This window comes from Mesorhizobium shonense (assembly GCF_040545255.1).
GTDB lineage: Bacteria > Pseudomonadota > Alphaproteobacteria > Rhizobiales > Rhizobiaceae > Mesorhizobium > Mesorhizobium shonense.
The window spans coordinates 225,730-251,953 of the sequence record NZ_JBEPLM010000003.1 but is presented as its reverse complement, the minus strand read 5'-3'; the positions used below and the strand labels follow the sequence as shown (position 1 = coordinate 251,953).

At 63.3% G+C, this 26,224-nt stretch carries 29 protein-coding genes; 20 read left to right on the top strand and 9 right to left on the bottom strand.

Annotated elements, in window-relative coordinates:
• Positions 1-63 precede the first annotated feature (63 nt).
• The gene (locus ABID26_RS10620; RefSeq protein ID WP_292301417.1) at positions 64-1,506 is read left to right on the top strand and encodes a DEAD/DEAH box helicase; all 1,443 of its coding nucleotides are present in this window, start codon (positions 64-66) and stop codon (positions 1,504-1,506) included.
• Positions 1,507-1,571: 65 nt separating this feature from the next.
• On the opposite strand, the gene ABID26_RS10615 is transcribed toward ABID26_RS10620, so the two are convergent.
• Positions 1,572-2,561, bottom strand: coding sequence for an alpha/beta hydrolase (locus ABID26_RS10615; protein WP_292301419.1), 990 nt, complete (start codon positions 2,559-2,561; stop codon positions 1,572-1,574).
• Between the two features lie 69 nt (positions 2,562-2,630).
• A complete protein-coding gene (locus ABID26_RS10610; protein WP_292301420.1) occupies positions 2,631-3,479 on the bottom strand; it encodes an SDR family oxidoreductase in 849 nt (282 codons plus the stop codon).
• Positions 3,480-3,760: 281 nt separating this feature from the next.
• Between ABID26_RS10610 and ABID26_RS10605 the strand changes: the two genes are divergently transcribed.
• Genes ABID26_RS10605 through ABID26_RS10590 form a run of 4 tightly spaced genes read left to right on the top strand, consistent with a single transcriptional unit; the run spans position 3,761 to position 7,006 of the window.
• Positions 3,761-4,795 (top strand): cysteine synthase A, encoded by a 1,035-nt coding sequence (locus tag ABID26_RS10605; protein ID WP_126100267.1) that lies wholly within the window; start codon positions 3,761-3,763, stop codon positions 4,793-4,795.
• Positions 4,795-5,538 carry an alanyl-tRNA editing protein gene (locus ABID26_RS10600; protein WP_292301422.1) on the top strand — a complete coding sequence of 248 codons (744 nt, stop codon included), beginning with the start codon at positions 4,795-4,797 and terminating at the stop codon, positions 5,536-5,538. Before ABID26_RS10605 ends, ABID26_RS10600 begins: the two co-directional genes overlap by 1 nt.
• A gap of 47 nt (positions 5,539-5,585) precedes the next feature.
• The gene (gene sseA, locus ABID26_RS10595) at positions 5,586-6,437 is read left to right on the top strand and encodes a 3-mercaptopyruvate sulfurtransferase (protein WP_292301425.1); all 852 of its coding nucleotides are present in this window, start codon (positions 5,586-5,588) and stop codon (positions 6,435-6,437) included.
• A 5-nt stretch (positions 6,438-6,442) separates the two neighbouring features.
• Positions 6,443-7,006, top strand: a complete 564-nt coding sequence (locus ABID26_RS10590; RefSeq protein ID WP_126100270.1) for a GNAT family N-acetyltransferase — start codon at positions 6,443-6,445, stop codon at positions 7,004-7,006.
• Positions 7,007-7,044: 38 nt separating this feature from the next.
• Here the strand turns inward: ABID26_RS10590 and ABID26_RS10585 are convergent, their stop codons facing one another.
• A complete protein-coding gene (locus ABID26_RS10585; RefSeq protein ID WP_292301427.1) occupies positions 7,045-7,491 on the bottom strand; it encodes a GFA family protein in 447 nt (148 codons plus the stop codon).
• A gap of 192 nt (positions 7,492-7,683) precedes the next feature.
• Here ABID26_RS10585 and ABID26_RS10580 point away from each other — a divergent pair, with 192 nt between their 5' ends.
• Positions 7,684-8,151 carry a DUF1203 domain-containing protein gene (locus ABID26_RS10580; protein WP_292301429.1) on the top strand — a complete coding sequence of 156 codons (468 nt, stop codon included), beginning with the start codon at positions 7,684-7,686 and terminating at the stop codon, positions 8,149-8,151.
• 541 nt (positions 8,152-8,692) lie between these two features.
• On the opposite strand, the gene ald is transcribed toward ABID26_RS10580, so the two are convergent.
• Positions 8,693-9,808 carry an alanine dehydrogenase gene (gene ald, locus ABID26_RS10575; RefSeq protein ID WP_292301431.1) on the bottom strand — a complete coding sequence of 372 codons (1,116 nt, stop codon included), beginning with the start codon at positions 9,806-9,808 and terminating at the stop codon, positions 8,693-8,695.
• A 211-nt stretch (positions 9,809-10,019) separates the two neighbouring features.
• On the opposite strand from ald, the gene ABID26_RS10570 reads away from it, so the two are divergent.
• Positions 10,020-10,493: an Lrp/AsnC family transcriptional regulator gene (locus tag ABID26_RS10570; protein ID WP_059188527.1), complete on the top strand. Its 474-nt coding sequence runs from the start codon at positions 10,020-10,022 to the stop codon at positions 10,491-10,493.
• Here ABID26_RS10570 and ABID26_RS10565 read toward each other — a convergent pair.
• A complete protein-coding gene (locus tag ABID26_RS10565; RefSeq protein WP_126100273.1) occupies positions 10,490-11,158 on the bottom strand; it encodes a 5-formyltetrahydrofolate cyclo-ligase in 669 nt (222 codons plus the stop codon). The genes ABID26_RS10570 and ABID26_RS10565 overlap by 4 nt on opposite strands.
• Positions 11,159-11,326: 168 nt before the next feature.
• Here ABID26_RS10565 and ABID26_RS10560 point away from each other — a divergent pair, with 168 nt between their 5' ends.
• From ABID26_RS10560 to kdsA, 6 genes are all read left to right on the top strand, one after another.
• Positions 11,327-12,592: an NAD(P)/FAD-dependent oxidoreductase gene (locus ABID26_RS10560; RefSeq protein WP_292301434.1), complete on the top strand. Its 1,266-nt coding sequence runs from the start codon at positions 11,327-11,329 to the stop codon at positions 12,590-12,592.
• Positions 12,593-12,731: 139 nt separating this feature from the next.
• Entirely contained in the window at positions 12,732-14,705 is a 1,974-nt protein-coding gene (locus tag ABID26_RS10555; RefSeq protein WP_292301435.1) for a bifunctional 2',3'-cyclic-nucleotide 2'-phosphodiesterase/3'-nucleotidase, read from the top strand.
• Positions 14,706-14,834: 129 nt separating this feature from the next.
• On the top strand, positions 14,835-14,969 hold the full coding sequence (locus ABID26_RS10550; protein ID WP_292301437.1) for a hypothetical protein: 135 nt from the start codon (positions 14,835-14,837) through the stop codon (positions 14,967-14,969).
• Positions 14,970-15,069: 100 nt separating this feature from the next.
• Complete coding sequence (locus ABID26_RS10545) at positions 15,070-15,360, top strand: Dabb family protein (RefSeq protein WP_126100276.1); 291 nt, start codon at positions 15,070-15,072, stop codon at positions 15,358-15,360.
• A 74-nt stretch (positions 15,361-15,434) separates the two neighbouring features.
• Complete coding sequence (locus ABID26_RS10540) at positions 15,435-16,313, top strand: VOC family protein (protein WP_292301440.1); 879 nt, start codon at positions 15,435-15,437, stop codon at positions 16,311-16,313.
• A complete protein-coding gene (gene kdsA / locus ABID26_RS10535) occupies positions 16,310-17,155 on the top strand; it encodes a 3-deoxy-8-phosphooctulonate synthase (RefSeq protein ID WP_354415251.1) in 846 nt (281 codons plus the stop codon). The genes ABID26_RS10540 and kdsA overlap by 4 nt, the downstream gene beginning before the upstream one ends.
• Positions 17,156-17,169: 14 nt before the next feature.
• Here the strand turns inward: kdsA and ABID26_RS10530 are convergent, their stop codons facing one another.
• Positions 17,170-17,859: a hypothetical protein gene (locus ABID26_RS10530; RefSeq protein ID WP_292302767.1), complete on the bottom strand. Its 690-nt coding sequence runs from the start codon at positions 17,857-17,859 to the stop codon at positions 17,170-17,172.
• Between the two features lie 141 nt (positions 17,860-18,000).
• On the opposite strand from ABID26_RS10530, the gene ABID26_RS10525 reads away from it, so the two are divergent.
• Both ABID26_RS10525 and ABID26_RS10520 read left to right on the top strand, forming a co-directional pair.
• Positions 18,001-18,204: a dodecin family protein gene (locus ABID26_RS10525; protein ID WP_126100280.1), complete on the top strand. Its 204-nt coding sequence runs from the start codon at positions 18,001-18,003 to the stop codon at positions 18,202-18,204.
• Between the two features lie 186 nt (positions 18,205-18,390).
• Complete coding sequence (locus ABID26_RS10520; RefSeq protein WP_126100281.1) at positions 18,391-18,756, top strand: PRC-barrel domain-containing protein; 366 nt, start codon at positions 18,391-18,393, stop codon at positions 18,754-18,756.
• Positions 18,757-18,822: 66 nt separating this feature from the next.
• Here ABID26_RS10520 and ABID26_RS10515 read toward each other — a convergent pair whose 3' ends face one another.
• Positions 18,823-18,945: a hypothetical protein gene (locus ABID26_RS10515; protein ID WP_278077365.1), complete on the bottom strand. Its 123-nt coding sequence runs from the start codon at positions 18,943-18,945 to the stop codon at positions 18,823-18,825.
• A gap of 199 nt (positions 18,946-19,144) precedes the next feature.
• Here ABID26_RS10515 and eno point away from each other — a divergent pair, with 199 nt between their 5' ends.
• Entirely contained in the window at positions 19,145-20,419 is a 1,275-nt protein-coding gene (eno, locus tag ABID26_RS10510) for a phosphopyruvate hydratase (protein ID WP_292302768.1), read from the top strand.
• A gap of 162 nt (positions 20,420-20,581) precedes the next feature.
• Here eno and ABID26_RS10505 read toward each other — a convergent pair whose 3' ends face one another.
• Together ABID26_RS10505 and ABID26_RS10500 are read right to left on the bottom strand one after the other, a co-directional pair.
• A complete protein-coding gene (locus tag ABID26_RS10505; RefSeq protein WP_354415246.1) occupies positions 20,582-21,178 on the bottom strand; it encodes a gamma carbonic anhydrase family protein in 597 nt (198 codons plus the stop codon).
• A complete protein-coding gene (locus ABID26_RS10500; RefSeq protein WP_126100284.1) occupies positions 21,175-21,693 on the bottom strand; it encodes a MarR family winged helix-turn-helix transcriptional regulator in 519 nt (172 codons plus the stop codon). The genes ABID26_RS10505 and ABID26_RS10500 overlap by 4 nt, the downstream gene beginning before the upstream one ends.
• A 189-nt stretch (positions 21,694-21,882) precedes the next feature.
• On the opposite strand from ABID26_RS10500, the gene ABID26_RS10495 reads away from it, so the two are divergent.
• The 4 genes from ABID26_RS10495 (at position 21,883) to ABID26_RS10480 (ending at position 26,215) form a co-directional block, all read left to right on the top strand.
• The gene (locus ABID26_RS10495) at positions 21,883-22,206 is read left to right on the top strand and encodes an FtsB family cell division protein (RefSeq protein ID WP_126100285.1); all 324 of its coding nucleotides are present in this window, start codon (positions 21,883-21,885) and stop codon (positions 22,204-22,206) included.
• Between the two features lie 175 nt (positions 22,207-22,381).
• Positions 22,382-23,428 (top strand): pyruvate dehydrogenase (acetyl-transferring) E1 component subunit alpha, encoded by a 1,047-nt coding sequence (pdhA, locus tag ABID26_RS10490; RefSeq protein WP_126100286.1) that lies wholly within the window; start codon positions 22,382-22,384, stop codon positions 23,426-23,428.
• 15 nt (positions 23,429-23,443) lie between these two features.
• Positions 23,444-24,829, top strand: a complete 1,386-nt coding sequence (locus ABID26_RS10485) for a pyruvate dehydrogenase complex E1 component subunit beta (RefSeq protein ID WP_126100287.1) — start codon at positions 23,444-23,446, stop codon at positions 24,827-24,829.
• An 18-nt stretch (positions 24,830-24,847) separates the two neighbouring features.
• Positions 24,848-26,215 (top strand): pyruvate dehydrogenase complex dihydrolipoamide acetyltransferase, encoded by a 1,368-nt coding sequence (locus ABID26_RS10480; RefSeq protein WP_126100288.1) that lies wholly within the window; start codon positions 24,848-24,850, stop codon positions 26,213-26,215.
• Positions 26,216-26,224 lie beyond the last annotated feature (9 nt).

Sequence of the window (26,224 nt, the reverse complement as noted above, 5' to 3'; positions counted from 1 at the left end):
CGGCAGGTTGCGCCCTGCCGCCATTGCTGTTTGCGGCCCGGAGCCGCGTGAAAGAAGACTATTTTGACCAACGAAAACACGGCGGAACAGAACGGTTTCGCTACCCTTGGAATCGCCGGCGCGCTGCTCAAGGCCGCCAATGCCGCCGGCTTCACCGATCCGAAGCCGATCCAGGTGCAGGCGATCCCGCCGCAGCTCGAGGGCCGCGACATATTCGGCATCGCCCAGACCGGTTCGGGCAAGACGGCTGCCTTTGCGCTGCCGATCCTGTCGAAGATCATCGGCCTCGGCACCAAGCGCCGCCCGAAGACGGCGCGCGCGCTGATCCTGGCGCCGACGCGCGAGCTCGCCGTGCAGATCGAGGACACCATCAAGCTGCTCGCCAAGGGCGCGCACATCTCGACCGCGCTCGTGCTTGGCGGCGTCTCGCGCTTCAGCCAGGTGAAGAAGATCGCGCCCGGCGTCGATGTGCTGATCGCCACGCCCGGCCGGCTGACCGACCTCGTGCGCGAGGGCGACCTCATTCTTGCCGACACCAAATGGCTGGTGCTGGACGAGGGCGACCGCATGCTCGACATGGGCTTCATCAACGACGTCAAGCGCATCGCCAAGGCGACCGCGCCCGACCGCCAGACGGCGCTGTTCTCTGCGACGCTGCCCAACGAGATCGCCGACCTCGCCAAGGGCCTGCTGAAGGACCCGGTTCGTATCGAAGTCGCGCCGCAGAGCACGACCGCGGCCGAGATCGTGCAGAGCGTGGTGCTGGCCCGCACCAAGCAGAAGCGCCAGGTGCTGTCGAAGATGCTTTCCGACGACGCGATGCGCTCGGTGATCGTGTTCTCGCGCACCAAGCACGGCGCCGACCGCGTCACCAAGGATCTTGCCCGCGACGGTTTCAACGCCGCCGTCATCCATGGCAACAAGTCGCAGAACGCGCGCCAGAAAGCGCTCAACGATTTCCGCGACGGCTCGGTGCGCATCCTGGTCGCGACCGACATCGCCGCGCGCGGCATCGACGTGCCCGGCATCAGCCATGTCGTGAACTTCGACCTGCCGGACGAGGCGGAGAGCTATGTCCACCGCATCGGCCGCACCGGCCGCAACGGTAGGGACGGCATAGCGATCACGCTTTGCGATCCATCGGAGAACGGCAAGCTGCGGCAGGTGGAGCGCATCATCCGCATGAAGCTTCCGGTCATCGCCGATCATCTCGGCAGCCCCGATCCGCAGCGCGATCCGAAGGAAAAAACCGAGCGTCATTTCGAGCCGGCCAACGACCGCGAGCATCATGGCGGCCGTCGTGACGGGCGTCGTCCCGGCAATGGCAACAACGGCAAGAAACGCTTCGGCGGCAACCCCAATGGCGAGCGCCAATTCGCGCCGCAAGGCGAGCGTCCGGCCGGCGCGAAGCCGAATGGCGCGCGTAAGCCTGACGGCTTCAAGCGCTTCAAGGGCAACAACAAGCGCCGCTTCGGCGGCAAGCGGCCGGCGAACCGGGCGGCTTGAATTCATCGCCAAGGCCTTGTCGAAAATAGAGACCGGCCGGAGTGACGCTCCGGCCGCTTTTCATTTCACTGGCTTGATTGCTGCTGCATCAGCGCCTTCACCCACACCACGATACGCTCAGTGAGAAAACCCGTGGTCTGCGGCGACAGCACATCGCCGGCGATGACGTGGTTGTCCGGGTCGCCGGTGTCGTCGACAGGAACCAGCTCGTGCGGGCCGCCCCAGCGGCCGGCGATCTCGCGCGTGCGGTCCGGTCGCACCACCTTGTCGGCATCCGAGAAGATGAACAGGGCAGGGATGGTCGCCTTCTCGACCCGCGCGCCATAGGCGAGCTCAGTGAGCGCCGCCATCGGCAGCGTTGCCGACATCGGATATCTGGTGGTCCAGAATTTTTCGTGCAGCGCGTTGCGCGGCGGAAAGCTGCGTTCCCTGCCGCCGACGAGCTCGGCGATCTCTCTGCCCCAGGGCATGGTCAGGATCTCGGCGCCGGACGCCTTGACGCCGAAATTCGGCGAGATGAACGCGATCGCCGCGACGCCGTCGGAGGCGCCCGGCTGTGTTGCGGCCCAAGTTGCCAGCGAGGCGCCGGTCGAGGTGGCAATCACAATCACCTTATCGCCGATCGCGCGGCCGATGGCGAGCGCCTCCTCATAATCGTTGATCCAGGCATTGACGCTGCCTTCGGCCATGGCGGCGCCATCCTGCCCGTGGCCGGTCAGGCGCGTGTAGAAGAGGTTGGCGCCGAGTTCATCCGCGACATCGTCGGGCAGCGGACGAACCTCGCCCTTCGAGGCTGAGAAGCCATGGATATAGACGATCGAAAACTTCGTCTTGTCGTGAATCATCGGGTTCGCCCAGATGATTTCCTTATCCAGCCCGTCGCGGATATTGGGCACGGCGGCTTCTTCGCGCGCCAGATAGGCCTGCGGATCGTCGCCGATCACCGAAGGATCGAAGCGGATCGTCGTGTCGACGGCAACGCGTGGCCCGAGAACGAAACCGGCGACCAGAAGGAGGGCGAGACCCAGTACCGCAAGCACGATCCGTCGCCCCATCGCCGACTCCAAGCAACAATCCTCAACCTATGGCCGCATCCGCCGGCAGGCAATCGCGGTTTCGCCAGCTTATTTCGCCTTGTCCGATGATCGGCCCGTCTCGCCCGGTATCTTGCGATCGAAAAACAGCGGCCGTGCCTTCCAGCTGGTCGTCAGGCTGATGACCAGGCGGCCGATCGGGCGCGGCAACAGACCAAGCAGCTTCAAGGGCCAGCTTATGTGGTAGGGGAAGGTGACTTCGAAGCCGCCTTTTCTGATGCCGCGCACCATGCGGCGCGACGCGCGTTGCACAGGCATCAGGCTTGGCATCGGCAGCGTGTTCTTTTCCGTCAGCGGCGTGTCGACGAAGCCCGGATTGATCACCTGAATGCGGATGTTCATCTTGTCGAAGTCGTATTTCAACGACTCCGCCAGGATGTTGATCGCCGCCTTGGTGCCGCCATAGGCCGCCGTGGTCGGCCAGCCGGAATAGGCGGTGACCGATCCGACAAGGACGACATGCCCGCGCCCCCGCGCGCGCATGTAGTCGACCACGGGCACCAGGCCGTTGACGATGCCGAAATAATTGACGGCGAAGGAGCGATGGAAATCGCGCACCACGAGGTGCTCGCCGGGGGTGGCGATGTAGTTGCCGGCGTTGAAGACGGCAAGCACGATCGGCCCCATCTCGTTCTCGATCGCGGCGGCCGTCCGTGCCATCCCTTCTTCGTCGGTCACATCGCAGGGAAAGGATTTCACATGGCCGCTCATCTGCGCCGTCTCGACCAGCAGCGTGTCGACCGGATCGCTCGGTAGCGCCGTCACCGCGATGGCATAGCCCTGCCTTGCGAGATCTTTGGCCAGCGCACGACCGAGACCGCTGCTGCCGCCTGTGATCCAGGCGACACCGTCTTTCGGGTTTGCCCGGTAGAGTGTCATTGAAAGTCCTGCGAATTGTCTGGCCCCGAAAACCGGTACCGGTTTTCGGAAAGGAATCATGCGCCAGATTAAAATCCTACAGCTTTGCGCGTCCGGTCGGACGCGCAAAGCTGTAGTGCTCTAGCGGCGAAGAAATAGGATGAAAAGAGCGCTTTTGAGCGCATCGCTGAAATGATCGCGAGGATTGCAGCGTCCGGAATGCGACTGGACCAGGCAAAATCTTGCCTTGAAACCGAGGCTTCCGGTTTCTAGGGTCTCGCCGCACGCATAAAGGAATCCTCATGCCTCGTAATGTGATCGAAGCGATCGGCAACACACCCTTGATCCGGCTCAACAAGGCTTCGGACGCGACCGGCTGCGAGATCCTGGGCAAGGCCGAATTCATGAATCCGGGACAATCGGTCAAGGACCGTGCGGGCCTCTTCATCATTAGGGACGCCGAGCAGCGCGGATTGCTGCGGCCGGGTGGCGTCATCGTCGAAGGGACCGCCGGCAACACCGGCATCGGCCTGACGCTGGTCGCCAAGGCGCTTGGCTACCGGACCGTCATCGTCATCCCCGACACGCAGAGCCAGGAGAAGAAGGACACGATCAAGATCCTGGGCGCCGAGCTGATCGAAGTGCCGGCCGTGCCCTACAAGAACCCCGACAACTATGTGAAGCTGTCGGGGCGGCTCGCCGAGCAACTGGCGCGTTCGGAACCGAACGGCGCGATCTGGGCAAACCAATTCGACAATGTCGCCAATCGCGACGGCCATATCCGCACGACGGCGGAAGAAATCTGGGCCCAAACCGGCGGCAAGGTCGACGGCTTCGTGTCGGCCGTCGGCACCGGCGGTACGCTCGCCGGCGTTGCGATCGGGCTGAAAGGCAAGAGCAACAACGTCAAAATAGCGCTCGCCGATCCGCTGGGCGCCGCGCTTTTCAGCTTCTACACCAGCGGCGAGCTGAAGGCGGATGGCAGTTCGATCACCGAAGGCATCGGCCAGGGCCGCATCACTGCCAATCTCGACGGATTCACACCGGACTTCTCCTACCAGATCCCGGACGAGGAAGCGTTGCCGATCATCTTCGACCTGATCCAGGAAGAGGGGCTCTGCGTCGGCGGCTCGACCGGCATCAACATCGCCGGCGCCATCAGGCTGGCGCGCGAGCTTGGTCCCGGCCATACCATCGTGACGATCCTCGCCGACTACGGCACGCGCTACCAGTCGAAGCTCTTCAATCCGGAGTTTCTGCGCGGCAAGAACCTGCCGGTGCCCGGCTGGATGGAAGAGAAAGCCGATATCTCGGTGCCGTTCGAAAAGGTGGCGTGATGGCGCAGAGGACCGAAGCGCTGTTTCGCGACGACGCTTATCTGAGGACCGCGGATGCGCAAGTCGTTGCCATCAACGACCGCGGCGGCATTCTTCTTGACCGGACGATCTTCTACGCCACCTCCGGCGGGCAGCCCGGCGACACCGGCCTGTTCGAACGCGCCGACGGCAACCGCATCGCGATCGCCGCCGCCATCACCGGCGAGACCAAGGACGAGATCATCCATGTGCCGGCGCCTGAGCAGGCTTTGCCAACGGTCGGCGAAAAGCTGAGGCTCGCCATCGATTGGGAGCGGCGGCATCTTCTGATGCGCATGCACTCCGCTTGCCACCTGCTCACTGTTGTCTGCCCGTTTCCAATCACCGGGGCGGCAGTTGCCGAGGACGACAGCCGCGTCGACTTCGACATTCCCGATGCCGGCTTCACCAAGGACGACGTGACGGCGAGGCTGATGGAGCTGGTGCGGGCCGATCATCCGATTTTCACCCGGCCGATCACCGACGAGGAACTTGCGGCCAATCCAGGGCTTGTAAAATCGAAGAACGTGCGGCCGCCGGTCGGTACCGGCAGGATCCGTCTGGTCTGCATCGGCGACAACGCATCGATCGACAGCCAGCCTTGCGGCGGCACCCATGTGAAGTCGACCGGTGAGGTCGGCGAGATACACATCGGCAAGATCGAGAAGAAGGGCCGCGAAAACCGACGCTTCCGCATCCGCTTCGGGCCGATGCCGGCGAACTGACGGGCCAAGACGGATAAAGTCGCGAGAGGCGGGGCAGGAGCAGGAAAATGGACGAAGACAGCCCTTTTATCGTCGACGCGGACTGGCTCGAGAAGCGGCTCGGCACACCCGGGCTCACCATCATGGACGCCTCCTGGTACCTGCCGGCGCAGAAGCGTAATGCCCACGCCGAATACGCCGCATCGCATATTCCGGGAGCGCTCTTCCTCGACCAGGATGAGGTTTCCGATCCGGATTCCAAGCTGCCGCATACATTGGCGTCGCCCCAATACTTCGCGCAATATGTCGGCTCCATGGGCGTTTCTGCCGACGACACCATTGTCGTCTATGATGGTCCGGGGCTGTTTTCTGCGCCGCGCGCGTGGTGGATGTTCCGCGTCATGGGCGTCTTCCAAGTCTACATCTTGAACGGCGGCCTCGATCGCTGGAAGACGGAAGGGCGGCCGGTGACGGCCGAGCAGACCAAGATTGCGCCTTGCGTCTTTTACGCCGATTTCGATGCAGGCCGGGTCGTCAGCCTCGACGAGATGCGCCGGATCGTTGGAAGCGGAGAAAGCCAGATCGCCGATGCGCGCTCTCCGGGGCGCTTCGCAGGAACCGATCCGGAACCGCGTCCTGGTGTCCGCTCCGGCCATATGCCCGGCGCGCATAACGTTCCGGTTGGCGCTCTTGGCGAAAATGGCGAATTGCTGCCTAAAGACCGCTTGCGCAAGGTCATCGAGGATGCCGGCATCGATCTTTCGAAGCCAGTCGTCACCTCGTGCGGATCGGGCATCACGGCGGCGGCGATCACGCTGGCGCTGGAGACGCTTGGCCATACCGACAACAGGCTGTACGACGGCTCATGGACCGAATGGGGCGGGCTGAGCGATACGCCCGTCGTGACGGGCAAGGAATGACGGCGATGGAAAACGGTGTGCCGAAGGATATCGAGGTCACGGTCACGTTCCTCGAAATGCATGCGCCGCCGGCCTCGTCGCCGCCGCTGCCTTACAACCGGCAGATCGCGCTGCTGAAGACCAAGGACATCCCGCTGCATTTTTACCGCTACCTGATCGACCGGGTTGGGCGCAAATGGCACTGGGTCAATGTGCTGAGACTGAGCGACGAGGAACTGGCCGCCGGCCTGCACCGCGAGGACCGCGACATCAGGGTGCTTTACCTCGACGGCTCCCCTGCCGGCTTTTTCGATCTCAAGCCGCATCTGCCGGACGAAGTGGAACTCGCCTATTTCGGCATGATGCAACACGCGCACGGCCAGGGCATCGGGCGCTGGTTCCTCGGCGCTGCGATTTCGGCTGCCTGGGCGCACGGGCCGAAGCGCGTCACGGTCCAGACCTGCACGCTCGACCATCCGGCAGCACTGCCGCTTTACCAGAAGCTCGGCTTTACGCCGGTGGCGCAGAAGAAGGAAGTCGTGCATCCGCTGACTTTCGCCGAGCGCTCGGCAAGCGTCATGCGGCCATAGTCAAGGGGAAGCGGCACAGTCGTCTGCCTCGATGCCGCTTACGCCACCGGCGGCTGGCCCTCGAAGGTCGGCAGCGAGGTGTCGATGCAAGCCCAGGGAGGCGCCTTGATCGTCCAGATCGTCGCTGCGGGCCGTATCATGCTTGGATCGTCGAGCGTGCCCGCGCGCACGAAGATCAGATGCGGGCGCGACTCGGCCTCGCTGAAGAGATGCACGCCGCAGGCTGGACAGAAGCGTCGGTGCATCCTGTTGCCGCTGTCGGCCACGCTTTCGTAATCGCGCGTGTCGCCGGCGATCTTCATGTGCGCTGTTGGGAAGCAGACGCTCACCGCCGCATTGCCGGCCGCGATGTACTGGCAGAAACGGCACCAGCACAAACGCGCGGTGATCGGCTCCGCGCGGCTTTCGTAGCGGACCGCGCCGCACAGGCATCCCCCGGTGATCATGCTCGGATCATCGCCAAACTCCAGCCGCCTGCGCGTCACAGCCTTCTTCTGCCATCATCATGGCGCGGAGCGCCCGGGGTGGCGAGTCCGATAACTCCAGTGTCGTGATTTCGGGTTCGTAATATTTTGATATTGCGCTCTGAGCGACACGCGCGGTCGCTTGGCAGGAATCGGGTGGGAGACGCCGTCGCCCAGGCATAATTTCCGGCCGACGACACCGGAGATTTCGCCATGACCATCCAGTTCAAAGCCTTGCCGAGCGAAGCCGTGCGCGCCTTGCAGCGCGGAGGGCCCGACGCCTACGGCCACACGCCCGAACGAAGGATTTCCGACGGCGACGGCGTGCCGTGCCGGCATTGCATGAAGAACGTTGCCGCCGGTGATGGCTATCTCATCCTCGCGTTCCGGCCGTTCCCGGAGCTTCAGCCTTACGCCGAAACCGGGCCGATCTTCCTGCATGTGGACGAATGCGAGCGTGCTGCGGAGGCGGACGCGCTGCCCGAGATCCTCGAAAGCAGCGACTACATCGTTCGTGGCTACGGCAAGGACGATCGCATCGTCTACGGCAGCGGCGCCGTCACCCCGACCGGCGATATCGCGGCCCGCGCAGAGACTTTGTTCGAGCGCGACGACATCGCCTACATCCACGTCCGCTCGGCGCGCAACAATTGCTACCAGTGCCGCATCGAGCGGGCGTGAGAGGAGCAAAAAAATGCCCGCCGATGGTCTGGCGGGCCGTTGGAAGTCTGTGACAGAAGCCTTCGGCGAAGCCGCCAGCGGGGCCGGTTTGCACCGAAACCGAGAGCGGCCGAAGCCATCAGGTAACGAAATCTGTCTAGGCAGGTTTCTTGGGCGCCGAATGTGAAGCATTTCACACAAGGAGCACCAATGGAGGGCACCGATTGGCTTGCATGGCTGAGCCGACCGCATGCTTTCGCAAACTGTCGTACTCCCGTCGTATAAACGCGCTAAAAGCTAATCGTTGATCGATTGCCGACCGCGGATGGACCGGCGGCACGTCGCAACATCGAGGAAGCGGGGCTCTGGCTCCGCTTTTTTGTTGCCCGGATTTTCCAAACAAGAAAATGCCCGCCGGAAGGACCGGCGGGCGCGACAGGAGGAAGCTCTTGTCTGGAGCGGATCATCGTTTCACAGAAACGCAGATACGCTCTATCTCTTTGTTTTTGCGCAATTCCGGACGGGAAACCGCAACACACTTTTCCCTGGGATTGCTCCGGTGTCAGGCGGCGAGCACCGCCTTCGGCTCGACCATTTCGTAGCCGAGCGCTTCGGCGACGGCGCGGTTGGTGATCTTGCCCTTGTGCACATTGAGGCCGTTGCGCAGGTGGTGGTCGTCGACCAGCGCCTTCAGGCCCTTGTCGGCGAGTTGCAGGCCATGATGCAAGGTCGCGTTGTTGAGCGCATGCGCCGAGGTGACCGGCACGGCGCCCGGCATGTTGGCGACGCAGTAGTGGATCACGCCATCGACCTCATAGGTCGGATCGGCATGGGTCGTGGCATGCGAGGTCTCGAAGCAGCCGCCCTGGTCGATGGCGACGTCGACGAGCACCGAGCCCTTCTTCATGCCCGACAGCATCTCGCGGGTGACGAGCTTGGGCGCGGCGGCGCCTGGGATCAGCACGGCGCCGACGACGATGTCGGCGGAGAAGCACTCTTCCTCCAGCGCCTCGACGGTCGAATAACGGGTATGGACGCGGCCGCCAAAAATGTCGTCGAGCTGGCGCAGGCGCGGGATCGAACGGTCGATGATGGTGACGTCGGCGCCGAGGCCGGCAGCCATCTTCGCGGCGTGCAGGCCGACGACGCCGCCGCCGAGCACGGTGACCTTGCCGGGCAGCACGCCGGGGACGCCGCCGAGCAGCACGCCGCGGCCGCCATTGGCCTTCTGCAGCGCGGTCGCGCCAGCCTGGATCGACAGGCGGCCGGCGACTTCCGACATCGGAGCCAGCAGCGGCAGCCCGCCGCGCTCGTCGGTCACCGTCTCATAGGCGACAGCGGTGACGCCAGAAGCCAGCAGGCCCTTGGTCTGTTCCGGATCCGGAGCGAGGTGGAGATAGGTGTAGAGGATCTGGCCGTCGCGCAACTGGACCCATTCGTTGGGCTGCGGCTCCTTGACCTTGACGATCATGTCCGACTTGGCGAACACGTCGGCGGCCGTCTTGGCGATGGTGGCGCCGGCGGCGCGATAGGCGTTGTCATCCGCGCCGATGCCGGCGCCGGCGCCAGTCTCGACCAACACTTCGTGGCCGTGAGCGACATATTCGCGGACCGAGCCGGGCGTGAGGCCGACGCGGTATTCATGGTTCTTGATTTCCTTGGGGCAGCCGACGCGCATTTTCTTCTCCTGTCCGGCCCTTGAAAGGGCGCTCTCCCTGACATTTCGTGCATGCAGCAAGCACCAAAACGCAGCGCGATTTCGGGCGACATGCAGTAGACGCAGTCAATCACGAATCGTTCCGTATGTGTTTGCGAATGCACTTGCGGCGAAGGACCATCTTCGATAATCGTTGCGCGAAATGCTCGTATCTTCGCAGGATTCACGAAAAATGCCGCTCGACAGGATTGATATCGCCATTCTGGAGACTTTGCAGAAGGATGGCCGGATACCCAACGCGGCACTTGCCGAGAAGGTAGGGTTGTCGCAATCGGCCTGCTCCAGGCGCCTCGATAATCTGGAGAAATCCGGAACCATCCGCGGCTATCACGCCAGGCTCTCCAACGCCGCGCTCGGCCATCAGATGACGGCGATCGTGCATATATCGCTGTCGGGGCAGTTCGAGAAGACGCTGTCGGATTTCGAGGCGGCGATCAAGCGCTGCCCGAACGTGCTCTCCTGCCACCTGATGTCGGGCGAATACGATTACATCCTGCGTATCGCGGCCAAGGACCTCGCCGACTACGAGCGCATCCACAAGGAATGGCTGTCGGCCATGCCGCATGTGACGAAGATCAACTCGTCCTTCGCCTTGCGCGAAATCGTCGACAGGACGGCGGTCGGCTTGAGGCCGGAGATGGCCTAGCGGTCACTTACCCCAGAGGCTTCGGTCACCACAGTTGTCATCGGGATATCATGCTGCTGCGGATAGATGGTGGCGATGCGCTGCAATTCGTAGCCGACACCGATGACCAGCGGCCTGAACGGCATGGCGGCCAGCGTACGGTCGTAGAAGCCGCCGCCATAGCCCAGCCGGAAGTTGCCGGGATCGATGCCGACGACAGGCGAGATCACGACGTCCGGCAGCACTGGATCGCCCTCGGCCGGGATCGGGATGTTCCAGACACCTTTCTCCAGCCGGTCGCCCGGTTTGTAGGCGCGGAATACAAGCGGCCGCGCCTTCTCGACGACGACGGGCAGCGCCGTGCGGCCGCCGCGCGCGTTGACCGAAGCCATCCAGCCGCGCAGGTCCGGCTCGCCGCGGAACGGCCAATAGAGGCTGACCATGCGCCCGGCAACGTCGCCGACCAGCGCGTCGAGGCCCACCGCAATGCGCGTCGACATCGCCGCTCGTGCGTCTGCCGAGACGGCAAGTCGGCCGCCGATCAGCCTTTCGCGCTCCGCCTTGCGCCAGCGCCTGACGTCTGTCCAGTCGGTGAGCGGCATCTGATAGGCCGGATCGAGCTCATGCATGAAACAAGGCGGCGAGGCGTATTGGGCCGGACCTTCGTCATCACGATTGTCAGTCATGCGTCACTCCTATCCCTCTGCTCCACGCTATACCTGGCGCTCCGGGAGCGACATGCGCGTTCACGACACCGGGCGACGACTCCGGGGCATGGATGTGGCCGCAGCAGTGTTGTTGCAGTGCACAAAAATGCTTACATCTAGTCAGGTTGGTTTGGCGAGGTGACTGAAATGGACGAAGCCAAGCATCATGTCGTGGTCGTCGGCGCAGGGTTCGGCGGCCTCGAGCTCACCCGCGCGCTGGCCGGCGCGCCAGTGCGCATCACCATGATCGACAAGCGTAATCACCACCTTTTCCAGCCGCTGCTTTACCAGGTGGCGACCACCTCGCTGGCGACATCGGAGATTGCCTGGCCGATCCGCCATCTCTTACGCAAGCGCCAGGATGTGACGACGCTTCTGGGTAATGTCACTGGCGTCGACCCCGCCGGCAAGCGTGTTCTGCTGGAGGACGGCAGCTCGGTCGCCTACGACACGCTGGTGCTCGCCACCGGCGCACGCCACGCCTATTTCGGCCACGACGAATGGGAGCCTTTCGCGCCCGGGCTTAAGACGCTCGAGGATGCCACCACGATCCGGCGCCGCATCTTGCTTGCGTTCGAAGAGGCCGAGCGCGAGACCGACCCCGCCAAGCGCCAGGCGCTGCTGACGCTGGTCATCGTTGGCGGCGGGCCAACCGGCGTGGAGCTTGCCGGCACCATTGTCGAGCTCGCGCATGACACGCTGCGCGGCGAATTCCGCAACATCGACACGCGCCAGGCGCGCGTCGTGCTGATCGAAGCCGGCGACCGGATCCTTGCCAATTTTGCGCCGGAACTCTCGGCCTATGCGCAGAAAGCGCTGGAGCGGCTTGGCGTGACAGTCGAACTCGGCCGCCCCGTCACGCATCTGGACGCCGAAGGCGTCGTCTTTGGCGATACCCATCTGCCCGCAAGGACCATCCTGTGGGCAGCGGGCGTCGCCGCTTCGCCGGCGGCGGAATGGCTGGGAGCGACAGCCGACCGTGCGGGCAGGGTGCTGGTCGAGCCGGATCTCACCGTGCCGGGCAGCCCCGAGATATTCGTCATTGGCGACACGGCGCATCTGTTGCGGCCGGATGGAAAGCCGGTGCCGGGCGTTGCACCCGCAGCCAAGCAGCAGGGCAAGCATGTTGCCGCGACCATCAAGGCGCGGCTCGCCGGCGACAAGGCGCCGCGTCCGTTCCGATATCGGCATGACGGCGACCTGGCAACGATCGGCAAGCGCGCCGCGGCAATCGATTTCGGCTGGATCAAGCTCACCGGCTGGCTCGCCTGGTGGCTTTGGGGGATTGCGCACATCTATTTTCTGATCGATTTCCGCAACCGGCTCGCGGTTACGCTTAGCTGGCTATGGATTTATTTCACCGGGCAGCGCAGCGCCCGGCTGATCACCCAGGGCGACGGCGACAAGGGCTGATTGCCCGCCGCGCCTGTTTCATCGACGCGTCACCTTGTCGTGATCAACAGGCTTCCAACAGACGTGGACTCGCAGCGCCTTGGACGCCATGCTCGGCGCTCGGGGCAGGGGTTGTCGCGTTGTCGAGGAGGAGGAAGCAATGTCACAACCGTTCGTTACTCGCCGTGAGTTCCTGGCCGGAGCCGTCGCCGGCGGAGCGCTGATCATGCTGCATCCGTTCTCCGCCCGTGCGCAGGCCAATCAGGCGCATCTCAGGATCATGGAGACCACCGACATCCATGTGAACCTGCTGCCCTATGACTATTACGCCGACAAAGCGAACGACACGATGGGCCTGTCGCGCACGGCCTCGCTGATCGACGCGGTGCGCAAGGAAGCCACCAACGCGATGCTGATCGACAATGGCGATCTGCTGCAGGGAAATCCGATGGGCGACTACATCGCCTATGAGAAGGGCATGAAGGATGGCGATTTGCATCCGATCATGAAGGGCATGAACCTGCTCGGCTACGAATGCTCGACACTCGGCAACCACGAGTTCAATTACGGCCTCTCCTTCATGGACAAGGTGCTGGCCGGCGCCAATTTCCCGTTCGTATGTGCGAACCTGATCCGCGGCACCACGCTTGCCACAAATCCGCGCGACGACAAGCTCTACCTCAAGCCCTATGTCATCCTCGACAAGAAGATCAAGGACGGGGCAGGCGCCGAGCAGCCGATCCGGATCGGCGTCATCGGCTTCGTGCCGCCGCAGATCATGGTCTGGGACCTGAAGAACCTCGAAGGCAATGTGCAGACGCGCGACATCGTCGAGGCGGCCAAGGCCTGGGTGCCGCAGATCAAGGACGAGGGCGCCGACATCGTGATCGCACTCTCGCATTCCGGTATCGACATAAAGCAAGGTGAGAAGATGGAGAACGCCTCGTTTTTCGTCGCCGGCGTTGACGGCATCGATGCGGTCTTCACCGGCCACCAGCACCTTGTCTTCCCCGGCAAGAAGGATTTCCAGGCGCTTGAAGGTGTCGACACCGGGAAGGGCACTCTGCAAGGCAAGCCCGCGGTAATGGGCGGCTTCTGGGGCTCGCATATGGGCCTGATCGACCTGTTGCTGGAGCGCGACGGCTCGAAATGGCGAGTCGTTTCCGCGACCTCCGAGGCGCGGCCGATCTACGAACGCGTCGACAACAAGAACAAGGCGAAAGTCGGCGACGACAAGCGCATCATCGCGGCGCTCGCGCAGGACCATGAAGCGACGCTCGCCTATGTCCGACGTCCGGTCGGCAAGACCTCGGCGCCGCTCTATTCCTATTTCGCTCTCGTTGCCGACGATCCATCCGTGCAGATCGTCAATCAGGCGCAGAGCTGGTATCTCAAGGACATATTGAAGAGCACCCAGTGGAAGGACGTGCCCCTCTTGTCGGCGGCAGCGCCCTTCAAGGCCGGCGGCCGCAATGGCGCCGACTACTATACCGACGTTCCGGCGGGCGACGTCGCCATCAAGAACGTCGCCGACCTCTATCTTTATCCGAACACCGTGCGGGCCGTCGAAATCACCGGCGCGCAGGTGAAGGAATGGCTGGAGATGTCGGCCGGCATCTTCAACAGGATCGAGCCCGGCAAGGCGGACCAGCCGCTGATCAACACCGATTTTCCGTCCTATAATTTCGACGTCATCGACGGCGTCAGTTACAGAATCGACTTGTCGCAGCCGCCGAAATACGATTCTAAGGGCGGCTTAGTGAACGCCGGTTCCAACCGTATTGTCGACCTTCAATTCGACGGCAAACCGATTGATCCTGCAGCGAAATTCGTTGTCGCCACCAACAATTACCGCGCCGGCGGCGGCGGCAATTTCCCCGACATCAACGCCTCGAAGATCATCTACGAGGCGCCGGATACCAACCGCGACGTGATCGTGCGCTACGTCATCAGCGAGGGCACGATCAATCCGTCGGCTGACGGCAACTGGTCGTTCGCGCCGTTGCCTGGAACCAGCGTCGTCTTCGAGACTGGACCCAGGGCGAAGGACTTCATCGATCAGGTGAAATCGCTGAAAATCGAGGCTGCGGGTGAGGGTGAGGCGGGATTCGCCAAATACCGCATCACGCTTTGAGGCTACGGCGGACAGTTCGGCCGGCGCTCCGTATCGCATCGCTGAAAGGTGCTGGTAGAAAATGGTGAGTTGGAGCAATTGCCGTCAAGGCACTCTGGTTCCGACCAACCACATGGGTTAGCTTTAGCGATGCGTTATGTGATCGTCATCGTCGCCATCACCTTCTTCCTGATCTGGGACGGCCTTTACAACCAGGGCCACTACCTCGATGCGACCGTCAGGGAGATATCGCGCATCGTGCGCTACGTCACCGGCGCGGCCTGACTGTCAGAGCCTCGACGGCAGGGCGCGACATCGTTGCCGGTTGACGCGACGACCCTGCTCCCACAAAAAACGCGCTTATCCGTCGATCAAGGAGGCTGGATTGATCCGGCACATCGTTTTCTTCAGCGTGCGGCGCAAGGAGGATGTGGAGGCCGTGCGGTCGGGCCTGCAGGCACTGGGCAAGATCCCGCATTCGAAACATTTCGAGGTGACGCTCAACACCAAGGTCGATCTGTTCTCCAACGCGATCGACGTGGTCGTCTACGCCGAGTTCGAGGACGAGGCATCGCTTGCCGCTTATAAAGCACATCCTGTCTATGCGGAGACGACCAGCAAGGTGAAGCCGTTGCGCGAGCTGCGCTATTCGGCGGACGTCGTGGCCGCAGCCTGAGCCAGAGGCAATCCAGCTCGCTTCGCCAACGCCGGGCTTGAACCGGTTTCCGGAATGAGGCACATCGCGCCTGCATGATCAAAACTTCGCCCCACCCGCTCGATCATCTCGTCCTGCCCACGCAGAGCCTGGAGATCGCGAGGCAGCGCCTTTCGTCTCTCGGCTTTGTCGTCGCGCCGATCGGCGTCCACCCTTTCGGAACCGAGAACGCTTGCGTCTTTTTCGCTGACGGCACCTATCTGGAGCCGCTGGCCGTCGGCGATGAACAAACGGTGGGGCAGGCGATAGGCGAGGGCAACGTCTTCGTCGCGCACGACCGCCTCTACCGCAACAAGCTTGGCGACGAGGGTTTTTCCGCCGTTGTTTTCGGAACCGCCGATGCCGACGCCGACCATGCGCGCTATGTCGAGGCTGGATTGTCGGCGGGAGATATGCTGAGCTTTTCGCGCGCCTTCACCGACGCTGCGGGCAAAAGCGACACGGCATCGTTCAAACTGGCGTTCGTGGCCGGTAGAAAAGCAACGGACGCTCTTCTCTTTGCCTGCCAGCGCATCAACGCGCCGAACATCGACCGCACGGCCCTGCAGGCGCATGCCAATGGGGCGACCGGCATCGTCGAGATTGTCGCGGTGAGCGACAGGCCGTCGAGCCAGTCCGGCCTGCTGTCGACCGCCGCCGGGCAGGATGCGAACGACGGTGAGAAGATTCGATTGCCCAACGCGACCCTGACCGTTTTGTCGCCCGAAGCTTTCGCCTCGCGCTTCGGCGTTTCGGCGGGGGCCCCTTCGGACCTGCGATTTACGGCCATCATCTTTGCGGTTCGCAGCATTGCCGCCGCCACGCATCTACTTGCGGCCAACGCTGTCGAACACAACATGAGCGACGGCGACGAGATCGTCGTGCCGCCGGCGCCCGGTCAGGGCGCGGCCTTCATCTTTCGGGAGATCCCATGAGCGAGCCCCTGGCGCCCAATGCATCGGTAACTGTCGGCAAGGTCGTCTTCGCGAACAATGCGCCCTTGTCGCTCATCGCCGGCCCTTGCCAGCTCGAATCGCGCCAGCACGCTTTCGACATGGCCGGCGCATTGAAGGAGTTGACCGCCAAGCTTGGCATCGGCCTCGTCTATAAAACCAGCTACGACAAGGCCAACCGCACCTCGCTGTCGGCGACGCGCGGCGCCGGGCTGGACGCGGCGATGCCGATCTTCGACGATCTGCGCAAGACGTTTTCGCTGCCGGTGCTGACCGACGTCCACACCGAGGAGCAATGCGCGATCGTGGCGCCGCATGTCGACGTCCTGCAGATCCCGGCTTTCCTTTCGCGCCAGACCGACATGCTTGTCGCAGCGGCGCGGACGGGCAAGGTCGTCAATGTGAAGAAGGGTCAGTTCCTGGCACCGTGGGACATGAAGAATGTCGTCGCCAAGATCACCGGCTCCGGCAACCCGAATGTATTGACCACCGAACGTGGCGCCTCATTCGGTTACAACACGCTGGTGTCGGACATGCGCGCGCTGCCGATCATGGCCGAGATCGGTGCTCCAGTGATTTTCGACGCCACCCATTCCGTGCAGCAACCGGGCGGGCAGGGTGGGTCCTCCGGCGGCGAACGCCGCTTCGTCGCAACACTGGCTTGCGCGGCCGTCGCCGTCGGCGTTGCCGGCGTCTTCATCGAGACCCACCATGATCCGGACAACTCGACGTCTTCCGACGGGCCCAACATGGTGCCTCTCAAGGACATGCCGGCTTTGCTGGAAAAGCTGATGGCGTTCGACCGCGTCGCCAAGGGGCGCTAAAGTCTCGTCCCTCGTTATTCGCTACGGCCGGCGCCACGCATGTCGATTGCGAAGACGGCGTAATAGTCCAGCCCCCGCATGGGAGCGCTGACGGTCAGGATCCATCGCACATTGTCATGCACCCGCTCATATACGGGCGGCCCTTTGGACGGCAGCGCGTCGGGCGGGATCTGGAAGGCGAAGGAAATGCCTGCGCTCGACCGGACCGACGCGCGTGGCACGACCACCGTTTCCTGCCACCCCAGCTCATCCTTGTAGGTCGATTTTTGCGTCCCGCTGGTTCTCGCAATCGGTCCGCCGACCCGGTAGGTACGGATGCACCGCAGTTGCACCCTGTAATCGCCGTCCGGAGCCAGATCGCGGCTTGATCGCAGCGAACCTTCGAAGCGCTTGCCAGGCGTCGCCGCTCCGGCGACCAGTGTCGTCGCGCCGAACTTGCGAACCCGCAACGTGTCGCGGATCGCCTTCAGCAGTGCGTAAAGCGCGATGAGGACGAACAGGACCGGGCTGAAGATCAGCGGGTTGAATTCACGATCGGTGACGTCGAAGTTGAGCGGAAGCTCGAAGTACCAGACGATCAAGATGCCGATCAGGCCCATGGTGCCGGCAAAGAAATATCCGCTGGACGCATTGGCGGCGTTGGCGTCGATCGTTGGCGCCGGCGCTTGCGCCGCAGCCTGCCGCCGATTGCGCTTTTGGCTCATCCCAAGCTCCCTGACGCAACAATGCCATGCAGTGCGACTGCGTGACAATGGCGATGAGCCTCAACTTCTCATGGCTTGTCGCTGGCAACCGCCGGCTGTAGGCTCGCCTGCGCAACTGAGCGCCTTGGCAGGAGGAAGCCAATGTCTGTCGCCCGCGTCACCGAAATCACGTCGTCGTCCTCGAAGAGCTTTCAGGATGCAATCGAGGAGGGCATTGCGCGCGCCGCAAAGACCCTGAAGAACGTCGAGGGCGCCTGGATCAAGGACCAGAAGATCGTCGTCCAGGGCGGCAAGATTGCCGCCTATCGCGTCAACATGAAGGTCACCTTCATCCTCACCGATTAAAACATGTCTCCCGAAAGTGGGAACCGGTTTCGGGACAAAGACATGCGTAAAATCAGAAGCTAAGCGCATGGAGCGAATCTGAAAGATCGCGACGCGCTTTAGGATCAGGCCGCCAGCGGAAAGTCTGGAACCTTCGTTCGCTCCTCTCATTGTCCAGACAGGCAAGCAATTGAGAGGAGCACCCCTATGACTACCCCGTCTGGTCACACCGAAGCCATTGCCGCCACGCGCGTCATCGGCACCTCGGTCTACAACACCGAAGGCGACAGTATCGGCAGCGTCGAGGATGTCATGCTCGACAAGATGTCGAACGGCATCATGTTCGCAGTCATCGGCTTTGGCGGCTTCCTCGGCATGGGAGAGAAATACCATGCCATCCCATGGGCGAGCCTCGACTACGACCCGGAGAAGGGCGGTTACGTCGTGCCTTTCACCAAGGACCAGCTCAAGGCGGCACCCGCGTACTCGATCAAGGAGCTGACCGGCGCCGACGGCGAAGCGGCGCGCGATGCGTCCTTCGAATATTACCACATAAAGCCCTACTGGCATTGACCGCTTAAGCGGCGGATCGGAATCGAAAGGCCCCCGGAATCAGGGGGCCTTCGTGCATCTGGTCCTCTACTCCGCCGCGCGGAGGGTAGAAAGCTCCATCGAGCTTTGCTGGGGCTTCTGGCTGTCGCAGGACGTCAGAAACGCCGCCGCGATCAGAAACAAACTCACGATACCGCTCAACTGGGACATGGCGAAACTCCTCCTGCTTCGCCCCGCGCAGACTCGAACATAAATCAGAACCCCGCCTGGCGGGCATGACTTATGATGACAGAAATTTGCGCTTCGTGAATCCAGCCGCCGGCAATATTTGCGGACGGCCCGATTGCCTTTTGCGGTGCTTTGGCTAAGAGGGGCGCGACGCTTCAATCGATCAATCGGGGACATCGCAATGACCGCCATCGTCGACATAGTCGGGCGTGAAATCCTGGACAGCCGTGGAAATCCGACCGTCGAGGTCGACGTGGTGCTGGAAGACGGCTCGATGGGCCGCGCCGCGGTGCCGTCGGGCGCCTCGACCGGCGCGCATGAGGCGGTCGAGCTGCGCGACGGCGGGCCACGCTATCTCGGCAAAGGCGTCGAGCGCGCGGTCGAGGCCGTGAACGGCGAGCTGTTCGAGGCGATCGGCGGCATGGAGGCCGAGAACCAAATCCACATCGACCAGACGATGATCGAACTCGACGGCACGCCGAACAAGAGCCGCCTCGGCGCCAACGCCATCCTCGGCGTGTCGCTGGCCGTCGCCAAGGCCGCGGCGGAGGCCGCCGGCCTGCCGCTCTACCGCTATGTCGGCGGCACCAAGGCGCACGTCCTGCCGGTGCCGATGATGAACATCATCAACGGCGGCGCCCATGCCGACAACCCGATCGACTTCCAGGAATTCATGATCCTGCCGGTCGGCGCGCCGACGCTGCGCGACGGCGTGCGCTGGGGCTCGGAGATCTTCCACACACTGCGCAAGAAGCTGAAGGACGCCGGCCACAACACCAATGTCGGCGATGAGGGCGGCTTCGCCCCCAACCTGAAGAGTGCGCCGTCGGCGCTCGATTTCATCATGGAATCGATCGAGAAGGCCGGCTTCAAGCCTGGCGAGGACGTGGCGCTTGGCCTCGACTGCGCCGCGACCGAGTTCTTCAAGGACGGCAATTACGTCTATGAGGGCGAGAAGAAGACGCGTGATCCGAAGGCGCAGGCCAAATACCTTGCCAAGCTCGCTTTCGACTATCCGATCATCACCATCGAGGACGGCCTTGCCGAGGACGACTGGGAGGGCTGGAAGATCCTGACCGACCTCATCGGCACGAAGACCCAGCTCGTCGGCGACGACCTGTTCGTCACCAACACGGCGCGGCTGCGCGACGGCATCCGCATGGGCGTCGCCAACTCGATCCTGGTCAAGGTCAACCAGATCGGCTCGCTGACCGAAACGCTCGACGCGGTCGAGACCGCGCACAAGGCCGGCTACACCGCCGTCATGTCGCACCGTTCGGGAGAGACCGAGGATTCGACCATCGCCGACCTTGCGGTGGCGACCAATTGCGGACAGATCAAGACCGGCTCGCTGTCGCGCTCGGACCGCATGGCCAAGTACAACCAGCTCATCCGCATCGAGGAAGAACTCGGCAAGCAGGCACGCTACGCTGGCAAATCGGTGATCAAAGGCTGATTCTGAGCAATTTCCAGGGAACGTAACGGCAGGTCATTCGTCCAGCCCACCAGGGAGCGCCGCATGACCTCAGGCGGCGCACCTTGAGGTTAGATGCATGTCGCCGCCAGGCTGCGGCGCGTTTTGGCGACATGCACCGATCCTGTGGAAGGCTGCCGCCGCTCACACGCTTTCCGTGCGATGCACGTCCAGCGCCGCCGAGAGGCTTCCCGTTATTTTCTGCATCACATCGGGAAGGCTTCGGTCGACGCCGTAGACGAAGCCTGGGAAATCGAGCGGTTTCTGCCGGGACCAGCTTGCCTCGTGCTGGTCCGGGGGCAGGATTTGGGTTGGATCGCCAACCGCGATCCAGCCGATCGGCACGACCGTGCCAGGCTCGAGGTGGGTGCGCAGGTGAACGGTGCCATTGATGCGAACCTCCGAGCCACGCTCGATATGCGCACCATGGAAAACCGCCGCGCCCGTAGCGATGAAGACCTCGTCTGCGACTTCTGCGCCAACCACGTGGCTATTGGGGCCGACGATGCAATGGTTCCCGATCGTGCAAGGGTGGCGTGCCGTGGCGCGGATCACGGCGTTCTCCAGCACGATGCAGTTGCGGCCGATGCGGATCGAGCCGCCCGCCTCCGCCACAAGGCGGGCGCCATGCATTATCCGGCTGCCAGCGCCAATGGCGACATCGCCACAGACGGTGGCGTCCGGAGCGACCCACGCATCGGTATCGATCACTGGTGAATGCCCCGCGTAAGAAATGATCATCGCTCGCTCTCCTGTTTCTCGATCTCAGCCGCGCGACAGCCGATCGGGCAAACCTCAGCTCCGCAGAGGTCATGTTCGCAGAGGCGGCACGTTGTCCGCGCGAAGGCGCGGGAGGTTGTTGCGCCGGCAAGAATCTTATCCAGCATCGAAACAAAGCGCCGCCGCTCATCCGGTCGCAGTGCCGACAGCAATCCGTCGAGCACGGCAAGTCGGAGAGCCTGCATCTCCTTGACCTGGCCGTGGCCGCTCTCCGTCAGCGCCAGCGGCGTGACACGACCCTCCGGTTTGCCGCGCTCAATCAGCGCCTGCCGCTCCAGCCCGTCGATCAAACGCACGGCAGTCGGTTGGCTGACACCGACGACCTCGGCGAGTTCCGTCGTCGTCAGCCCCGGCTTGAAGTGCAGCATCGACAGCACCGCCGCCGCGCTCGGCGAAAGCTCTCTCAACGACGCTTCCGTCCGGTCGCGAATCATGGCGCCGAGCGCGCCGAGTTTATTGGCGTCCAACAATTGCATAGCGTATGCATATATAACTTCATGGCAACGTCAACTGTTTTGTGCGACCAAGCTGCGCGACCGCAACGCATCGAGGCAACATCCCTGCCGGGCCGCTCCAGTTTCATGCTTCGTAACCGTCCATTAAGCACAATTGGGCGAAAAGAGACTCGATGGTCGCTTGCGTTCGCGGCCGCGAGGGTTCGGGTCATGTGGACACGTCAGCATAAGCAGAGAAACACCGGCAGGCTGATCATTCCGTCGCTCTGCGCGCTGTTCCTCACTTATTTCGGCTTCCATGCCTATCATGGCGAGTTCGGCATCTACTCCAAGTATCGGCTGCAGGCCCTGGCGGCCGAACTGCAGGCCCGGCTCGATGCCGTCAAGGCGCGCCGGGTCGACTTCGAGCGCCGCGTCCAGCTCTTGCATGAAGGCACGCTGGAGAAGGACATGCTTGACGAGCAGGCCCGAAAGGCGCTCAATCTGTCTCAGCCCGACGAAATCACCATCATGCTGCCCGCCCCGGCGAAATAACCGAATTTCGGTTAATCGCGCTTATTCGCAATGATTCTAATCGCTTAGATGCATGCCAGCCATGCATTTTTCAGCATGGCGCAATGCATCCTCGCATGTTAGCCTCGCTCAAATCGGTGGGGAGACGGTCGCTCTCCCTGAATGTCCGCGAAGAGACGCCAACAGGGAGTGATGCATGGCCACCGCCGCCAGAAAAGCGCCTGCCAAGTCCAAATCCAGATCCGACGGCAAATCGTCGACCCTTTCCACCCCCAAGCCAGCCGAATTCACCAAGGAAGAAGAGCTTTCCGCCTACCGGCACATGCTGCTCATCCGCCGCTTCGAGGAGAAGGCGGGCCAGCTCTACGGCATGGGCTTCATCGGCGGCTTCTGCCACCTCTATATCGGCCAGGAGGCCGTCGTCACCGGCATGAAGATGGCGCTCATCGAGGGCGACCAGATGATCACCGCCTATCGCGACCACGGCCATATGCTGGCGATGGAGCTTTCGCCGCGTGGCGTCATGGCCGAACTCACAGGCCGCCGCGGCGGCCTGTCGAAGGGCAAAGGCGGCTCCATGCATATGTTCTCCAAGGAGAAGCATTTCTATGGCGGTCACGGCATCGTCGGCGCGCAGGTGTCGCTCGGCACCGGTCTCGCCTTCGCCAACCGCTATCGCGACAACAAGAACGTCTCGCTGACCTATTTCGGCGACGGCGCCGCCAACCAGGGCCAGGTCTACGAAAGCTTCAACATGGCTTCGCTGTGGAAGCTGCCGGTCATCTACATCATCGAGAACAACCGCTACGCCATGGGCACGTCCGTGTCGCGCTCGTCCGCCGAGACCGACTTCTCCAATCGCGGCGCCTCCTTCAAGATTCCCGGCATGCAGGTCGACGGCATGGATGTCCGCGCGGTCAAGGCCGCCGGCGATGTCGCCGCCGAATGGTGCCGCGCCGGCAACGGCCCGCTCATCCTCGAAATGCAGACCTATCGCTATCGCGGACACTCGATGTCCGATCCGGCGAAATACCGCTCCAAGGAGGAAGTGCAGAAAATGCGCTCCGAGCATGACCCGATCGAGCAGGTCAAGGCGCGGCTGATGGACAAGAAGTGGGCGAGCGAGGACGAGCTCAAGGCCATCGACAAGGAGGTTCGCGACGTTGTCGCCGATGCCGCCGAATTCGCCCAGAACGACGCCGAGCCGGATCCGTCCGAGCTCTGGACCGACATCGTACTCTAAGGAGAGGGCTAGGACATGCCGATCGAAATTCTCATGCCCGCGCTCTCGCCGACGATGGAAGAGGGCAATCTTTCCAAATGGCTGAAGAACGAAGGCGACAAGGTCGTCGCCGGTGACGTGATCGCCGAGATCGAGACCGACAAGGCAACGATGGAAGTCGAAGCCGTCGACGAAGGCACGCTTGCCAAGATCGTGGTTCCCGCCGGCACCGAAGGCGTCAAGGTCAACGCGGTGATAGCCGTGCTTGCGGTCGACGGTGAGGACGTCGACAAGGCCGGCGAAGGCATTGGCGAAGAGGCTGCTAAGACTGAACCAGCCGCGCCGGCGCCGGCCGCGGCCAAGAGCGAGGCTGCGGCGCCTGTCGCGGCCGCGCCGAAGACGGAAGTTGCCGCCGATCCGGATATCCCCGCCGGCACCGAGATGGTCTCGACCACAGTGCGCGAAGCGCTGCGCGACGCCATGGCCGAAGAGATGCGCCGCGACGGCGATGTCTTCGTCATGGGTGAGGAGGTCGCCGAATACCAGGGCGCCTATAAGATCACGCAAGGCCTGCTGCAGGAGTTCGGCCCCCGTCGCGTCGTCGACACGCCGATCACCGAGCACGGCTTTGCCGGCGTCGGCGTCGGCGCGGCGATGGCGGGCCTGAAGCCGATCGTCGAGTTCATGACCTTCAACTTCGCCATGCAGGCGATCGACCAGATCATCAATTCCGCCGCCAAGACGCTCTATATGTCCGGCGGCCAGATGGGAGCGCCGATCGTCTTCCGCGGGCCGAACGGCGCGGCGGCACGCGTCGCCGCGCAGCACTCGCAGTGCTACGCCGCCTGGTACAGCCATATCCCGGGTCTGAAGGTGGTGATGCCGTATACGGCCGCCGATGCCAAGGGCCTGCTCAAGGCGGCGATCCGCGATCCCAACCCGGTCATCTTCCTCGAGAACGAAATCCTCTACGGCCACTCCTTCGACGTGCCGAAGCTCGACGATTTCGTGCTGCCGATCGGCAAGGCCCGCATCCACAAGCAGGGCAAGGACGTCACCATCGTCTCCTTCGGCATTGGCATGACCTATGCCGTCAAGGCGGAAGCCGAGCTGCGCGGCATGGGTATCGACGCCGAGATCATCGATCTCAGGACCATCCGGCCGCTCGATTTCGATACCGTCATCGCCTCGGTGAAGAAAACCAACCGACTGGTTGTGGTGGAGGAAGGCTTCCCGCAGAGCTCGGTCGGCGACCATATCGCCAGCCAGGTGTCGCAGCGCGCCTTCGACTTCCTCGACGCGCCGGTCATCACCATCGCCGGCAAGGACGTACCGATGCCGTATGCGGCGAACCTTGAGAAGCTCGCCCTGCCCAATGTCGGCGAGGTCGTCGAGGCGGTCAAAGCCGTCACCTATCGCTGAGCCGGTCGGGAGGACAACATGCCAATCAACATCACCATGCCGGCGCTCTCTCCGACAATGGAAGAGGGCAATCTCGCCAAGTGGCTGGTCAAGGAAGGCGACAAGGTTTCGCCCGGCGACGTGATCGCCGAGATCGAGACCGACAAGGCGACGATGGAAGTCGAGGCGGTCGATGAAGGCACCGTCGCCAAGCTCGTCGTTCCGGCCGGCACCGAAGGCGTCAAGGTCAACGCGGTGATCGCCATCCTGGCCGGTGAGGGCGAGGATGCCAGTGCCGCTGCGAAAGCCGACGGCGGCGCGGCGCCCAAGGCAGAAGCGCCGAAAGCGGACGCTCCGAAGGCCGAAGCGCCCAAGGAAGCGCCGAAGCCGGCCGCCGCAGCCCCAGCGCCGGCGAAGGCCGAGCCCGCTCCTGTCGCCAACGGCCATGCCGGCGGTGAACGCGTGTTCGCGTCGCCGCTTGCGCGCCGCATCGCCAAGGACGCCGGGGTCGACGTCGGGGCGCTGTCCGGTTCCGGTCCGCATGGCCGCGTGGTGAAGATTGACGTCGAGGCGGCGATTGCCTCTGGCGGTGCCAAGGCTGCGCCTGCCGCCAAGGCGCCCGCGGGTGCGCCGGCAGCAACCCCTTCGGCCAAGCCGATGTCGGACGACCAGGTGCTGAAGCTGTTCGCCGAGGGCTCCTACGAGCTCGTCCCGCACGACAATATGCGCAAGACCATCGCGCGCCGCCTGGTCGAGGCCAAGAGCACCATCCCGCATTTCTATCTGACGCTCGACTGCGAGCTGGACGCGCTCTTGGCGCTGCGCACGCAACTCAATGCGGCAGCGCCGATGAAGAAGACCGAGAAGGGCGAGGTTCCAGCCTACAAGCTCTCGGTCAACGACATGGTGATCAAGGCGATGGCCATGGCGCTGATGGCGGTGCCGGACGCCAACGCCTCCTGGACCGACAGCGCCATGGTCAAGCACAAGCATGCCGATGTCGGGGTCGCGGTGTCGATCCCTGGTGGCCTGATCACGCCGATCATCCGCCACGCCGACGAAAAGACGCTGTCCGTCATCTCCAACGAGATGAAGGACCTGGCGAGCCGCGCCCGCAGCCGCAAGCTGAAGCCCGAAGAGTATCAGGGCGGCACCACGGCCGTCTCCAATCTCGGCATGTTCGGCGTCAAGGACTTCGCCGCCGTCATCAATCCGCCGCATGCGACGATCCTGGCGGTCGGCGCCGGCGAGCAGCGGGCAGTGGTGAAGAATGGCGAGATCAAAATCGCCACCGTCATGTCGGTGACGCTGTCCACCGATCACCGTGCGGTCGACGGCGCGCTCGGCGCCGAGCTGCTCGGCGCCTTCAAGCGCATGATCGAAAACCCGATGGGCATGCTGGTCTAGAAAGGAAGA

Coding starts and splice junctions, on each gene's coding strand:
- ABID26_RS10615 (WP_292301419.1), bottom strand. CDS start 2,561: ATGGGGCGACGGATCGTGCTTGCGGTACTGGGTCTCGCCCTCCTTCTG.
- ABID26_RS10610 (WP_292301420.1), bottom strand. CDS start 3,479: ATGACACTCTACCGGGCAAACCCGAAAGACGGTGTCGCCTGGATCACA.
- ABID26_RS10605 (WP_126100267.1), top strand. CDS start 3,761: ATGCCTCGTAATGTGATCGAAGCGATCGGCAACACACCCTTGATCCGG.
- ABID26_RS10600 (WP_292301422.1), top strand. CDS start 4,795: ATGGCGCAGAGGACCGAAGCGCTGTTTCGCGACGACGCTTATCTGAGG.
- sseA (WP_292301425.1), top strand. CDS start 5,586: ATGGACGAAGACAGCCCTTTTATCGTCGACGCGGACTGGCTCGAGAAG.
- ABID26_RS10590 (WP_126100270.1), top strand. CDS start 6,443: ATGGAAAACGGTGTGCCGAAGGATATCGAGGTCACGGTCACGTTCCTC.
- ABID26_RS10580 (WP_292301429.1), top strand. CDS start 7,684: ATGACCATCCAGTTCAAAGCCTTGCCGAGCGAAGCCGTGCGCGCCTTG.
- ald (WP_292301431.1), bottom strand. CDS start 9,808: ATGCGCGTCGGCTGCCCCAAGGAAATCAAGAACCATGAATACCGCGTC.
- ABID26_RS10570 (WP_059188527.1), top strand. CDS start 10,020: ATGCCGCTCGACAGGATTGATATCGCCATTCTGGAGACTTTGCAGAAG.
- ABID26_RS10565 (WP_126100273.1), bottom strand. CDS start 11,158: ATGACTGACAATCGTGATGACGAAGGTCCGGCCCAATACGCCTCGCCG.
- ABID26_RS10560 (WP_292301434.1), top strand. CDS start 11,327: ATGGACGAAGCCAAGCATCATGTCGTGGTCGTCGGCGCAGGGTTCGGC.
- ABID26_RS10555 (WP_292301435.1), top strand. CDS start 12,732: ATGTCACAACCGTTCGTTACTCGCCGTGAGTTCCTGGCCGGAGCCGTC.
- ABID26_RS10550 (WP_292301437.1), top strand. CDS start 14,835: ATGCGTTATGTGATCGTCATCGTCGCCATCACCTTCTTCCTGATCTGG.
- ABID26_RS10540 (WP_292301440.1), top strand. CDS start 15,435: ATGATCAAAACTTCGCCCCACCCGCTCGATCATCTCGTCCTGCCCACG.
- kdsA (WP_354415251.1), top strand. CDS start 16,310: ATGAGCGAGCCCCTGGCGCCCAATGCATCGGTAACTGTCGGCAAGGTC.
- ABID26_RS10530 (WP_292302767.1), bottom strand. CDS start 17,859: ATGAGCCAAAAGCGCAATCGGCGGCAGGCTGCGGCGCAAGCGCCGGCG.
- ABID26_RS10525 (WP_126100280.1), top strand. CDS start 18,001: ATGTCTGTCGCCCGCGTCACCGAAATCACGTCGTCGTCCTCGAAGAGC.
- ABID26_RS10520 (WP_126100281.1), top strand. CDS start 18,391: ATGACTACCCCGTCTGGTCACACCGAAGCCATTGCCGCCACGCGCGTC.
- ABID26_RS10515 (WP_278077365.1), bottom strand. CDS start 18,945: ATGTCCCAGTTGAGCGGTATCGTGAGTTTGTTTCTGATCGCGGCGGCG.
- eno (WP_292302768.1), top strand. CDS start 19,145: ATGACCGCCATCGTCGACATAGTCGGGCGTGAAATCCTGGACAGCCGT.
- ABID26_RS10505 (WP_354415246.1), bottom strand. CDS start 21,178: ATGATCATTTCTTACGCGGGGCATTCACCAGTGATCGATACCGATGCG.
- ABID26_RS10500 (WP_126100284.1), bottom strand. CDS start 21,693: ATGCAATTGTTGGACGCCAATAAACTCGGCGCGCTCGGCGCCATGATT.
- ABID26_RS10495 (WP_126100285.1), top strand. CDS start 21,883: ATGTGGACACGTCAGCATAAGCAGAGAAACACCGGCAGGCTGATCATT.
- pdhA (WP_126100286.1), top strand. CDS start 22,382: ATGGCCACCGCCGCCAGAAAAGCGCCTGCCAAGTCCAAATCCAGATCC.
- ABID26_RS10485 (WP_126100287.1), top strand. CDS start 23,444: ATGCCGATCGAAATTCTCATGCCCGCGCTCTCGCCGACGATGGAAGAG.
- ABID26_RS10480 (WP_126100288.1), top strand. CDS start 24,848: ATGCCAATCAACATCACCATGCCGGCGCTCTCTCCGACAATGGAAGAG.